This is a genomic window from Bifidobacterium sp. LH_230 (assembly GCF_056357555.1).
Window position 1 is genome coordinate 1 of the sequence record NZ_JBKEWJ010000011.1, and the last position, 13,058, is coordinate 13,058.

A 13,058-nucleotide genomic window follows, 5' to 3' on the forward strand; every position below is an offset into this window, starting at 1 on the left:
GGCAGGGTCGTGTCGAAGGCCGCGCACATCGCGATCGGAGTCGACATGGAGGGCCTCAAGCACGTGCTGGGCATCTGGATGCAGGATTCGGAGGGCTCCTCGTTCTGGGCGAACGTGTGCGCGCAGATGGCCAACAGGGGCGTCGCGGACGTGATGGTCGTGTGCTGCGACGGGCTGAAGGGCCTGCCCGAGGCCGTCGAGGCCACATGGCCTCAGGCGATGGTGCAGACCTGCGTGGTGCATCTCATCCGCGCGGCGAACCGGTTCGTGGCCGATCACGACCGCAAGAAGGTGTGCGCCGGGTTGAGGGGCGTGTACGGGGCGGTGGACGCGGACCAGGCCCGCAAACGGCTCGACGAGTTCAAGCACAGCGAGCTCGGCCGCAAATACCCGTCGGTGGCGGCCACGTGGGAGCGGGCGTGGGACCGGTTCACGCCGTTCCTGCAGTTCCCGCCCATGCTGCGGCGCGTGATCTACACGACCAACAGCATCGAATCGTTGAACTACCAGCTCAGGAAGGTCAGCCGCAACCGCAGCCAGTTCCCCAACGACCAGGCCGCCGTCAAGCTCCTGTGGCTCGCGATCTGCGACATCGAGGACAAACGCGCAAGGCAGCGGGAGAGGACCGAGAAAGGCAAACGACCGAAAAACGAATGCCGGCTCATCGAGGGCAGGATCACCACCAACTGGAAACAGGCCCTCGCCCAACTCGTCGCCGCATACCCGGAACGCATGGAACCCTACCTCTAAAAACAACAACAAAAAACACCCATACACAAACAATTTGACAAGCTCTTCGCGGTACGAGGCTTCGGGATGCTGGTGGAACCAGCGGTAGTGGGTTTCCAGCTCCTGCTGCAGCGCGGTGTCGGTCATGGCCGCTCCCCCTTCTGCTTCATATGCCTGACGCCTCAGGCACCCTCAATGTTCCGTATCCAACTCAACACCGCCGTCCCCCAAGCCACACCGCCCCGCACATACGAAAAATCTATACCGCCTTGCAACCGGTTCGGTATGGGATGGTCCGCGTCCGCGGATTCCGGAAATGGTCGCACTGGCGGAATCTCAGCGCAACCATTTTGGGAAATAACCCCACTTGGCCTGAAATAGTTGCGCTGACGATGTCTCAGCGCAACTATTCCCGGAAACAACACCACTCGTCCGAAAATAGTTGCACTGCCCGATACTTAGCGCAACTATTTTCGGTAATCAACCTTTATTTCCGAAAATGGTTGCGCTGAGTTGCGGTCAGCGCGACAATTCCCGGAGATGGCCCCTTATTTCCGAGAATAGTTGCGCTGAGGGGGGGGCTCGGCGCCGGCAGCCCAGGGTGCCGGTGCGAAGTGGGGGTGCGGCGCCGGCAATACTCAACGTCGGCGCGAGATGCCGGAGATGAAAGCGGGCGATTCCGCTGCAATGGCGCCCAAGCCCGCACGGTACAGGTTCGGGTTGTAGCGGGTTATCGGTTTTTGCGAACGCCACGCCACGGCCGGGCCGCGGTCGAGATGATAAGTTCTGGAAACAGTGGCGGACGCGCGGCTTGCGGCCGGCGTGCCGCCGATAAGAACTTACCCGTTGGCGAACGTGTGCAGGAGGGATTCATGGCCGAGGTTCGTGTTGCCGTGGACGAGCTGCGCGGCTTCCTGACCGCGGTGTTCGAGGCCCGCGGTTTCGAGGCCGGCGACGCGGCGTTCATCGCGGATTCGCTCATCGACGCCGACCGGCATGGCATCGCCTCGCACGGCGTGCAGCGCATGGCCATGTACGATCACAAGCTGCGCCATGGCATGATCGACCCCGCGGCCCGCGCCACTCTCGTGCGCGACGACCGGGCCGGCGCGGTGCTGGACGGCCACAGCGGCATGGGCCAGCTGATCTCGCGCGACGCGATGCGACTGGCGATCGCGAAGGCGCGCGAACATGGCATCGGCATCGTGGCGGTGCGCGATTCCAACCATTTCGGCACGGCCGGATTCTATGCGCGCATGGCCGCCGACGAAGGACTGATCGGCTGGGCGAGCACGAACAGCAATCCACTGACGGTGCCCACGCACTCCGGCACGCCCGCGCTCGGCAGCAATCCGATCGCGTTCGCGGTGGGCCGCGGCGACGATCAGATCGTGTATGACGCGGCGACCAGCACCGTCTCGCTCGGCAAGATCGAGGTTCTGGAGAAGATCGGCGAGCCGATCCCCGGCGATTGGGCGGTCAATAATGACGGCAGCGTGGAGCACGATGCGGGCCGCGCGATGGACAACGTTCGCACGTCCCCGCGCTCCGGAGGATTGACGCCGCTCGGCGGCGCGGGCGAGACGAACGCCGGATACAAAGGGTATGGCCTGGCGCTGATCGTGGAGATCCTGACCGGCGTGCTGTCAGGCGGCCTGCTGTCGCTTGACATGAAGGGCCAGCATATCTGCCATTGTTTCGCGGCGATCGATCCGGCCCTGTTCGGCGGTGCGGATGCGATCGCGGCGCGCGTGGCCGAATTGGCGCGACGGTTGCGATCGTTGCCATCGGTCGACGGTCACGACGTGCTGGTTCCCGGCGACAAGGAACGTGCAGCGTCCGCCGTCAACCGAACCGACGTGCCGATCGACCCGGCGACGTTCGACCAGCTGGCCGTCATCGCGCAACGCACCGGCGTGCCCGCATTGCAGGTCAAAACCTGACCGCACGCATCGCACGCGCATCGTCACCGTCACGGCAACCGCGCTAATCATACGAATCATCAATCCAACCATCATCGACCATCCGGGAGCAGAATATGAGCGAACCAACCGACACCACATCGCGGCAGACCGCGGCAGACGCGTTCGATCCGGCGAACGCGGTCATTCCGCAGCTGCGCACGCTCACCACGTCGATCATCCGATCGTTCGACGCCGAAACATCGACGATTCCGGGCATTCTCAAGCTCACGCTCGGAGAGCCGGACTTCGCCACGCCGCAGTTCATCAAGGACGCGGCCATCGACTCGCTCGCCCGCAACCGCACGCATTACGCGCCGAACGCCGGCACGCCCGGCCTACGGCAGGCGATCAGCGCCTACCTGGCACGCCGTCGCAACCTCGACTTCGCGCCGGAGGACATCATCGTGACCGAAGGCGCGAGCGAGGCCGTCAGCAGCGCCCTGACCGCGCTGCTGCATCCGGGCGCGGCGCTGCTGTACACGGTTCCCGGATTCGGCCTGTACGCGAACATGGCCAAGCTCACCGGCGCCGAAGAGGTCGAGATAGACACGACCGACACCGGGTTCGTGCTCACGCCCGAGGCGTTGGAGGATGCGTTGCGCTCCGTCGCCGGGCGTGACGCGGTGCTCGTGCTCAACTCGCCGAACAATCCGACGGGCGTGACGTACACGGCCGAGCAGTTGCGCGCGCTGGCCGACGTGGTCGAACGGTACGACGTGACCGTGCTCAGCGACGAGGTGTATGCGGAGATCAGCTACGAGACGCGGCCCGCGCCGTCGATCGCATTGTTCGCGCCGAATCGGACCATCGTGGTCGACAGCACGTCGAAGACGTACGCGATGACCGGATGGCGGCTCGGCTTCCTCGCCGCGCCGCACGAACTGGCCGGATTCATCGCGAAAGTGCATCAGATCCACGTGTCCACGGCGGCGATGTTCACGATGGACGCGGCGCAGGTCGCCTACGAGCGGGGCGACGATTCGATCGACGCGATGGTGGAGGAATACCGTCGCCGTCGCGATTTTCTGGTGGACGGGCTGACCCAGCTCGGATACCGGACCGCGAACCCGACCGGATCGTTCTTCCTGTACGTGGCCGTGCCCGACGAGTTCGACGGGTCGAGCTTCGACTACGCGCGGCTGCTGGCCCGCGAGGCGAAGGTCGCCGGCGTGCCGGGCGAGGCGTTCACCAGCAGGCCGTCGCGGTACTTCAGGTTCAGTTACGCGGCAAGCCTCGACACGTTGCGGGAGGCGGTGTCGCGGATTGCGGCGTTCCGCAACAGGGCTTGAGGTGGTTGTTCCCCCCTCAGTCAGCTTCGCTGCTGGCTCCCCCTGAAGGGGGAGCCAGGGGAGGGTAAGCCATCGCCACGCTCGAAATGACAACTTCATTATCCGTTTTCGATTAGGAAAGACACCACGCATATGACTTCGATCGCCTTCTACCACACCATCGACGAGGAACTGCCGTTCGCCCAGCAGTGGGCCGCCGAACACGGCGTGCACGTCGAATGCTTCCCGTTCGAGCTGCACGAGGATACGCTGCACACCGTCGAAGGCTTCGACGGCATCTCCTACAAGCAGCGCAGCGCCCCGAGCGCCGACGCCGACTTCTACCGTCGTCTCGCCGGCTACGGCATCCGCCAGATCGCCATCCGTTCGGCCGGATACGACACCATCGACCTGGCGGCCGCGGCCCGCAACGGCATCCGCGTCACGAACGTGCCGTCCTACTCTCCCACCGCCGTGGCCGAACTCACGCTCACGCACATCATGCGGCTCATCCGCCACGTCCCGCAGTTCGACACGCGCGCCAAGTGCCACGACTTCTCCGTCCACGGCCTGATCTCGCGCGAGATCAGCGAACTGACTATCGGCATCATCGGCGTGGGCCGCATCGGTTCGACCGTCGCGCGCATCTTCCACGCGCTCGGCGCGACCGTGCTCGGCAACGATATCAAGGAAAACCACGATCTTGACGACATCCTCACGTGGGTGAGCAAGGACGAGCTGCTCGCGAAGGCCGACGTCGTGACCATGCACACGTATCTCGATGCGACCACGAAGCACCTCATGAACGCCGAACGGTTCGCGCAGATGAAGCCGACCGCGTACTTCGTCAACAATTCGCGCGGCGGCGTGGTCGACACGCCCGCACTTATCGACGCGCTCGAGAACGGCGTGATCGCCGGCGCAGCCATCGACGTGCTCGAAGGCGAAGCGAAGCTGTTCGGCAACGAGCTCGACCCCGACCAGCCGATCGACAACGAGTACTACAACAGGCTCAACGCGCTGGACAACGTGATCATCACGCCGCACATCGCGTTCTTCACCGACATCGCGGTCAAGAACATGGCCCAGCAGTCGCTCGACGACGCGCTGGCGATCATCACCGGCGGCACCAGCCCGCACGAGATCGCCCCGTACGACAACCTGGCGCGCGCGAAGTGAGGAATGGGATCGCGCTTCGCGCGATGCTGTGTTTCCGGCGGCTTCGCCGCGGTACCCCACCCGGCGCTTCGCGCCACCCTCCCCTGAGAGGGGAGGGAAAGGCAATTCACTCTTAGGAGTTTCGTCCGCGCTGTTGCCGGCTCATCTGTCGGCTCGCATTCCGCTCACAAACGCCACCGGCGTTTGCTTCACGGCGAAACCCCTGAGAGGGGAGGGAAAGGACCTGTTGTACAGCGATGAACTCTTGCACCCCCTGAGAGGGATCGCCCTTTCTCTCCCCTATCAGGGGAGGGTACCCGGCAAAGGCCGGGCGGGTGGGGTACTGCGGCAAAGCCGCCAGCCACACAGCATCGCACGCACGACAGTACGTACGATCCCGCCAACAACACAACGACCAAACACGCACCTCACACCTCTCCCTCCCCTCTTAGGGGAGGGTGCCCGACGCAGGTCGGGCGGGTGGGGTACGCGGCGAAGCCGCCAGCCACACAGCATCGCACGCACGACAGTACGTACGATCCCGCCAACAACACAACGACCAAACACGCACCTCACACCTCTCCCTCCCCTCTTAGGGGAGGGTGCCCGACGCAGGTCGGGCGGGTGGGGTACGCGGCGAAGCCGCTAACAGCACAGCATCGTACGCACGACAGTGCGTACGATCCCATACCAATACGCGATAACAAGCATCACAACCAGCACAAGAGAGGAACAAGCATGACCAACTGGCAAGACGAGAACGTTCATATCCGCCGCATGACGCCGGAGGACTACGACGAGGCGTACGCGCTGTGGGAGCGCACGCCCGGCATGCACCTGCACTCGCTGAACAACACGTACGGCGGCATCGCGCTGCTGATCTCCAAGAACCCCGACAGCTGCCTCGTGGCCACGGACGGCGACGGCAAGGTCATCGCCACCGCGCTCGGCGCGACGGACGGGCGCAAGGGCTACCTGTACCATGTCGCCGTGGACGAGCAGTGGCGCGGCCACGGCATCGGCACCACGCTCATCAACCGCGTCCAAGACGTGTTCAAGGCCAAGGGCATTATCAAGGTCGGTATCCTCGTGGTAGTCGACAACATCGAAGGTCAGGAGTTCTGGAAGCATCAGGGATGGAACACCCGACCGGACGTGATCTACTTCGATCACGACCTGTGATCAATCACACAAACCGGCGGCTGCTGCTGTGAACGCTCACAGCAGCAGCCGCCTTTCTGTAACCGGTCATAAGCAACGCCGATAAAGACCCCGCCGCGTCGCACCGTCACTCCCGTTAGGCTCGCAAGTGTTGTCACGAACAGACGTAGCCAGACAAGGAGGGACGTTGCCCGATGGCGAAACCCATCATCGAGATCACGAATCTCAACAAGACATACACCACGGCGAACGGTCCGTACACGGCGCTTAAAGACGTCAGCCTCACCATCGACGAAGGGTCCATCTTCGGCATCATCGGCCTGAGCGGCGCCGGCAAATCCACGCTCGTGCGCTGCCTCAACGGCCTCGAATCCACCACCGGCGGCCAGCTCACGGTACTCGGCCAGAACATCCCCGATCTCAAACCGGCCGAACTGCGCGAACTACGCAAGTCCATCGGCATGGTCTTCCAGCAGTACAACCTCATGCCGTCGCGCACCGTCGAAAACAACGTCGCGCTGCCGCTGCGCAAATCGAACCTGAACCGCGAACAGAAGAAGGCCCGCGTGGCCGAACTGCTCCAGCTCGTCGGACTCGAATCGCAGGCGAAGAAATACCCGTCTCAGCTCTCCGGAGGCCAGCAGCAGCGCGTCGCCATCGCCCGCGCGCTCGCCAACCACCCGCAAATCCTGCTGCTCGACGAGGCCACGAGCGCACTCGACCCGGACACCACGAAAACGATCCTCGAACTGGTCGAACGGCTCAACAAGCAGCTGCACCTGACCATCATCGTGGTCACGCACCAGATGGACGTCGTCAAGCAGATCTGCACCGACGTGGCCGTCATCGACAAGGGCACCATTGTCGAACAGGGCGACGCGTTCGCCGTGTTCAGCGATCCGAAGGCCGACCTGACCCGCCGCTTCGTTTCCAATTCGACCGGTCTGAGCCGCATCTACGAGCTGATCGCCAAGCGTTCGCCGATTCTCGAAACCGACCCCGGAGAGAGGCTCATCCACATGCAATACGTGGACAAAACCGTTTCGGAAGGCCTCGTGTCGATCATTTCGACGAAGTTCAACCTGACGGTCAACATCCTGTTCGCCTCGCTCGACATCGTCGACGGCTACCCGCTCGGCAGCATCGTCGCGAAATACAAGGGCAACGACGAGCAGATCGACCAGGCGCTCGAGTTTTTGAAGGGCAAGGGCATCCGCACCACGCTGATCGAGCCGGGCGACGTGGCGGCCGCGGAAAGCGACGCCGACGAGACGACCGACGTCCGGGCCGCCGCGCATGAGAAGGAGAACGCACGATGAGCATACTGAACACCCTGTTCCCGCACGTCATGGAGAATCCGGACGTCTTCGTCGAATCGCTGATCCAGACGCTGCAGATGTTCTTCACCGCGGCACCGTTCTGGTTCGTGCTCGGTCTGTTCTTCGGTATGGTGCTGTGCGTGACGAAGAAGGGCGGCCTGCTGGAGAACCGGCCGGTGTTCGAGTTTCTCGACAAGCTCATCAACCTGTGCCGTTCGATCCCGTTCGTCATCATGATCGCCCTGCTGTTCCCGCTCACGCGACTGATCGCGGGCACGGCCATCGGCGTGGAAGGCGCGATCTTCCCGCTGATCGTCGGCATCACGCCGTTCTTCTCGCGTCAGGTCGAATCCGTGTTCAACGGCCTGAACCCGACGCTGATCGAATCGGCGCAGTCGATGGGCTTCGGCCCGCTGTCGATCATCTGGCACGTGTACCTGCGCGAAAGCATCGCGGGACTGGCGCGCGTGACCACCATCACCTGTATCAGCTTCAACTCCGAGATCGCCGTCATCGGCGCGATCGGCGCCGGCGGTCTCGGCGACTACGCCAACCGCTACGGCTTCGAACGCAACCAGCTTGACGTGACCGTGGCGGCCGTGATCGCGTTGCTGATCTTCATCACCATCATCCAAACCATCGGAACGTTCATTGGGAGGAAGAATGAACACTAAAGCAATCGGAAAGGTCCTGCGCACCGGACTGGCCATCGTGTCCGCGCTCGGCATGCTCGCCACCGCCGCCGCGTGCGGCTCGACCAGCGCGAACGGCGTGACCACGCTGAAGGTGGCGCTGACCACCTCGACCGACGACCCGCTGTGGGACCAAGTCAACAAGAACCTCGAGAAGGAAGGCGCGAAGGTCCGCGTCAAGACCGTGCCGATGAAGAGCGCCGTGCTCGGCAACCAGGCGCTGTCCGCGGGCGACGTCGATCTGAGCGCGCAGCAGCATTACGCGTTCCTGAACGGCGAGATCAAGGAGAAGGGCTACAAGTTCACGGTGATCGGCGAGTCGTACATCAGCCCGCTGAACATCTATTCCGAGAACATCAAGGACGTCTCCGAACTGAAGAAGGGCGACAAGATCCTGATTCCGAACGATGTCACCAACGGCGGCCGCGCGCTCATCGTGCTGCAGGAGGCCGGCGTGCTCAAGATCGACCCGAAGAAGAACGATCCGGCGAACGGCGTGTACCCGGCCGAGGAGGACATCACCTCCAACCCGAAGAACATCGAGCTGGTGCCGACCGACCGCAACATGATCATGAGCTCGCTCAAGGATGCGGCCGCGGGCATCGCGAACGCGAACGCGGTGGTCGATTACGGCAAGAGCCCGGAGAAGGATTCGATCTTCAAGATCAACCCGGACCCGAGCAAGGACATCAACAAGCCGTGGATCAACGTGATCGTGGCGCGCACCGAGGATAAGGACAAGGACATTTATAAGGAGGTCATCAAGGCCTACCATCAGGACAACGTGCGTGAGCTGATGGAGAACGAGTCCAAGGGCGCCGAGATCCCGACCTGGTGATCTTTGGTCTGAGCAGCGCTCAAGGGGATATGCGATTCGTCGCGTATCCCCTTTTTGCATGCTCAGGACTTCGTAATCATGGGGCACCCATGGGGAAGCCCTCGCGCGATATATATAGCCCAACATCCGGCAAAGCATGTTATCATCCGCCGAACGCCTCGTCACCGCTTGATTTCGTCGATGTCTGACAACCGTTCTGTCACACACTCCCGAAATAACCGACATCCGGCACAGTGTGTCACCATGAGCTGTCACGCTTCCGTCACCGTCGGGTGTATTGTCGGGGTGTGACAACGGTTTTGTCACACCCCGACAATACACGGCCATATACAGGCAGCGTGACAATATTCATATCGAAGAATCATTGCAATATCAACGATCCTCCATGTTTCATTCCGCGCTTCACCTATGCCGCCTGTCACACCATCCCTATTATGGCGTTATTCGCAACAGCGTGACACCATACCGTGCCACACCAATGCCGTTATGGCCGATACAGCGCATGTGTGACAACCAGTCCATCATTCCCCGGCAAACAGCATCGACCTCCCAGCCATATTCCCCGCACAACGCATGCTTGCCCCCATCTCATGCAACAACAAAAAGGGCCAGCCCGAAAGCCAGCCCTGAACTCTGCACCACGAAACGTGCGATCAGAACACCGCGATCTCCGCGCCCTTGGAACCGTTGTTGATCAGGTCGCGCACGTTGTCCTGGTAGTACGCCTTGAGAATCGTCTGGAACTCCTCGCGATCCTTGTCGGCCGTGCGGGCCACGATCACGTTGATCCACGGCTTGTTCACCGCGAGCTTCGGATCGGGGTCGATCGAATAGATCGCGTCCTTCTCCGGGCTCTTGCCGTAGTCGACCACGTTCTTGGAAATGGCGATGCCGGCCGCTGCGTCGTGCAGCGACGGCATGATCATGCTCGCATCGGTCGGCACGATCTCAAGGTTCTTCGGATTGGACGTGATGTCCTCCTGCGACGGGTACTTGCCGTTCGCCGGATCGTTCTTGGCCGGGTCCACCTTGACAAGGCCCGCCTCCTGCAGCACGAGGATCGCGCGCGCTCCATTGGTGATGTCGTTCGGAATGAGCACCTTGTCGCCGTCCTTGAGTTCGGAGACATCCTTGATGTGCTCGGAGTAGATATTGAGCGGCGTGATGTACGTCTCCCCGATCGACGTGAACTCGTAGCCGTTCTGGTCGATCTGCCCCTTGAGATACGCGTAATGCTGCTGCGCGCTCAGGTCCACGTCGCCCGCGTTGAGCGTCTGGTCGCCGATCGTCGCGTTCTTGAGCGGCACGGTCTTGACCCGCACCTTCGCGCCTTCCTTCTCGAGGTTCTTGTTGACCTGCTCCCACAGCGGCTCGTCGATGGTGGTCGACAGGGCGATCTTGACCGTGGTGATGCCGCTGCCGCCCGCCGCGTTCGCGCTGCCGCACGCGCCGGCGAGCATGAGGCCGCCGAGGGCGAGTACGGCCGCGCCGAATCGCCAGGCCTTGCGGATGGATCGCGTGACGCGACCGGTGGATGATGCATTCATGTTGTTCCCCTTTCCATGAATGTGTCGATGGTTGGTGGTGACAGTTGGTTGAATGACGATGCGATCGATGACACGACCGATGGCGGCCGTCACGCGTTGAACACGTACCGGTCGAGCCGGTCGAACGCCTCGCGTACCAGCGCGGACGGCTGTGCGAGATTCATGCGGATGCTGTCGGGCCAGTTGAATTCGCGACCGTCCTGCCAGATGACGCCGACCTCGACGCCCCTCCGCAGCAGTTCGTCGAGGTCCACGCCGTGGTTCGCGCACCATGCCGAGCAGTCGAGCAGCAGCATGTACGTGCCCTCGGCGGCGCTGACCTCGACACCGTTGAACCGGTCGCGGATGTAGTCAACCGCATACCGGACGTTGCCGCCCAGCACCTCGAGCAGTTGCGCAAGCCACTGCTCCCCCGCCTCGCCGTACGCGCCGATCAGCGATTCGACGGAGAACACGTTGCGCTCCTCGTGGAATCGGCTGCGGTAGTAGTCGCGGGCGATGCGGCGGCGCAATGCCGGCTCGTACGCGATGGCGTAGCTGCCGCGAATGCCGGCGAGATTGAAGGTTTTCGTGGGCGCGCAGAACGCGATCGTGCGCCGTCTGGCGTCCTCGCTGATCGATTGCGTCGGCACATGCGTCCGTCCGTCGAGCGTGATGTCGGCCCAGATCTCGTCGGAGAGCACGGTGACGTCGCGGCGGGCGAACACGTCCAGCGCCCGTTCGATCTCCTCGCGTTCCCAGACGCGCCCGGTCGGGTTGTGCGGCGAGCAGAAGATCGCCGCGTGGATGTCGTGCGTGCGGCACAGCCGGTCCATGTCGTCGTAGTCCATGCGCCAGATGCCGCCCGCGTCACGGCGCAGCGCGCTGAACACCGGCCGGTAGCCGGCCTGCGTGAGCGATTCGATGAATCCGGTGTAGGCGGGCGCGTGCAGCAGCACCGCGTCGCCGGGCGAGCACAGCACGTTGAGGGCGCTCAGGATGCCGCCGATGACGCCATTCTGGTAGATGATGTCGCCGCGCGTGAGGTCGCGCACGCCGAACCGTCGCTGCCAGCGGATGATCGAGTCGAAATACTCGTCCGGCATGTTGAAATAGCCGAACAACGGGTGGGCTACGCGCGCGGCGAGCCGGTCGGTGATCGCCGGGCAGGTGGCGAACCCCATATCCGCCACCCACATCGGGATCAGCTCGAATCCGGGGCGCACGGCGGCGCCGGGGATCGGAATGTTCTCGACGGCCTTGGCGTGAGAGCCGCGCCGGTCGATGATGCTCGTGAAATCGTAGGTCATGGGCAGCCCCCTTTCTGTCCATCAGGCCGCGACGGTTCAGCGTTCGGCGACGATGGCCACGTAGTTGCCCTTGGTGAATCCCTCGATCGGCTCCTCGACTTCGTCCTTCTGGTAAGGAGGGTTGGCGAGCACGGTCTGGAAGTAGCGGATGTTCTTGAATCCGATGCGCGTGAGCAGGTTCGCATACCAGGTGATCGGATGCCAGTTCGGCTTGTACGCGTGCGTGTTGAGGTTGAAGAACGTGGTGCCGGCGAGCAGGTCGTCGATGTCGCCGCGATCGATGTCATACTTTTGCGCAAGCTGCAGGATGATGCCGAGAGCGCTCTCCTCGGGCACGTCGGTCAGGACGAGACGGCCGCCTTCGGCGAGCGCCTCGCGGTTGCGCGTGAACGTCACCTCGATCTCGTCGTCGGGGATGAAGCCGAAGCTGGAGCCGTTGTAGACGATCGTGTCGTAGGGCGCGCCCGCGTAGTCGTAGTCCTGCGCGGTGCTTTGCACGACGTTGAGGCCCTTGTTGCGCGCCTCCTGGCCGAGGCTGGCGGACGGTTCGACCGCCTCCGCGATCTCGATGCCGTAGCGTTCGCGCAGCAGCGTTTCGAAGATGCCCGAGCCGATGCCGATGGACAGGATCTTGCCCGGGTCTTTGGTGGTGAGCGCCCGGTGCAGCAGCTTGAGTCGCGATTCGTAGATGTTGGGCCGCGCCTTCCACGTGTCGTCCAGAATGCGGCCGTTGTCCTGATAGCGGTCGAAGTAGGCTTCCCCCATGATGGTTCCCCTTATGTGAGTGTCGGTTGCGGTGTGGTGTTTCGATGTGTGGTGTGTGGTTTGGTGAATGTGAGGTGGTGGGTTTTGCGCCCCCTCAGTCAGCTTTCGCTGACAGCTCCCCCTGACAAGGGGGAGCAGAAACATGTTCCGTTGGACGGAAGCATATCCCGATTCATCGCAACAGTATGCTTGTCCTTTGCTCCCCCCTTGTCAGGACGTTGCCGTTAAGCAACAGCGGAGTTGTTTGCAGGCAGCGTGCGAGCCGACAGGCGAGCCGGCAAAACGCGACCGCAAGGTCGTCCGTAGTTGCAGGACGAGCTGTCAGCGA

11 protein-coding genes are annotated in these 13,058 nt (G+C 62.9%); 8 read left to right on the plus strand and 3 right to left on the minus strand.

What is annotated here, in order from left to right; all coding sequences use genetic code 11:
* The 8 genes from AC1A0G_RS06530 to AC1A0G_RS06565 form a co-directional block, all read left to right on the plus strand.
* A partial coding sequence (locus AC1A0G_RS06530; protein WP_476528395.1) for an IS256 family transposase occupies window positions 1-750 on the plus strand: 750 nt, incomplete at its 5' end.
* An 851-nt stretch (window positions 751-1,601) separates the two neighbouring features.
* Window positions 1,602-2,672 carry an Ldh family oxidoreductase gene (locus tag AC1A0G_RS06535; RefSeq protein WP_476528396.1) on the plus strand — a complete coding sequence of 357 codons (1,071 nt, stop codon included), beginning with the start codon at window positions 1,602-1,604 and terminating at the stop codon, window positions 2,670-2,672.
* A gap of 95 nt (window positions 2,673-2,767) precedes the next feature.
* Window positions 2,768-3,982 carry a pyridoxal phosphate-dependent aminotransferase gene (locus AC1A0G_RS06540; protein ID WP_476528397.1) on the plus strand — a complete coding sequence of 405 codons (1,215 nt, stop codon included), beginning with the start codon at window positions 2,768-2,770 and terminating at the stop codon, window positions 3,980-3,982.
* 132 nt (window positions 3,983-4,114) lie between these two features.
* On the plus strand, window positions 4,115-5,140 hold the full coding sequence (locus AC1A0G_RS06545) for a D-2-hydroxyacid dehydrogenase (protein ID WP_476528398.1): 1,026 nt from the start codon (window positions 4,115-4,117) through the stop codon (window positions 5,138-5,140).
* A gap of 717 nt (window positions 5,141-5,857) precedes the next feature.
* On the plus strand, window positions 5,858-6,301 hold the full coding sequence (locus tag AC1A0G_RS06550) for a GNAT family N-acetyltransferase (protein ID WP_476528399.1): 444 nt from the start codon (window positions 5,858-5,860) through the stop codon (window positions 6,299-6,301).
* A gap of 173 nt (window positions 6,302-6,474) precedes the next feature.
* Window positions 6,475-7,599 carry a methionine ABC transporter ATP-binding protein gene (locus AC1A0G_RS06555; RefSeq protein ID WP_476528400.1) on the plus strand — a complete coding sequence of 375 codons (1,125 nt, stop codon included), beginning with the start codon at window positions 6,475-6,477 and terminating at the stop codon, window positions 7,597-7,599.
* The gene (locus tag AC1A0G_RS06560) at window positions 7,596-8,273 is read left to right on the plus strand and encodes a methionine ABC transporter permease (RefSeq protein ID WP_476528401.1); all 678 of its coding nucleotides are present in this window, start codon (window positions 7,596-7,598) and stop codon (window positions 8,271-8,273) included. The genes AC1A0G_RS06555 and AC1A0G_RS06560 overlap by 4 nt, the downstream gene beginning before the upstream one ends.
* Window positions 8,263-9,129: a MetQ/NlpA family ABC transporter substrate-binding protein gene (locus AC1A0G_RS06565; protein ID WP_476528402.1), complete on the plus strand. Its 867-nt coding sequence runs from the start codon at window positions 8,263-8,265 to the stop codon at window positions 9,127-9,129. The genes AC1A0G_RS06560 and AC1A0G_RS06565 overlap by 11 nt, the downstream gene beginning before the upstream one ends.
* Before the next feature lie 653 nt (window positions 9,130-9,782).
* Here AC1A0G_RS06565 and AC1A0G_RS06570 read toward each other — a convergent pair.
* The 3 genes from AC1A0G_RS06570 to AC1A0G_RS06580 form a co-directional block, all read right to left on the minus strand.
* Window positions 9,783-10,676 carry a MetQ/NlpA family ABC transporter substrate-binding protein gene (locus tag AC1A0G_RS06570; RefSeq protein ID WP_476528403.1) on the minus strand — a complete coding sequence of 298 codons (894 nt, stop codon included), beginning with the start codon at window positions 10,674-10,676 and terminating at the stop codon, window positions 9,783-9,785.
* Between the two features lie 89 nt (window positions 10,677-10,765).
* Window positions 10,766-11,965, minus strand: coding sequence for a MalY/PatB family protein (locus AC1A0G_RS06575; RefSeq protein ID WP_476528404.1), 1,200 nt, complete (start codon window positions 11,963-11,965; stop codon window positions 10,766-10,768).
* Window positions 11,966-12,001: 36 nt separating this feature from the next.
* Entirely contained in the window at window positions 12,002-12,730 is a 729-nt protein-coding gene (locus tag AC1A0G_RS06580) for a class I SAM-dependent methyltransferase (RefSeq protein WP_476528405.1), read from the minus strand.
* Between the last annotated feature and the right edge of the window lie 328 nt (window positions 12,731-13,058).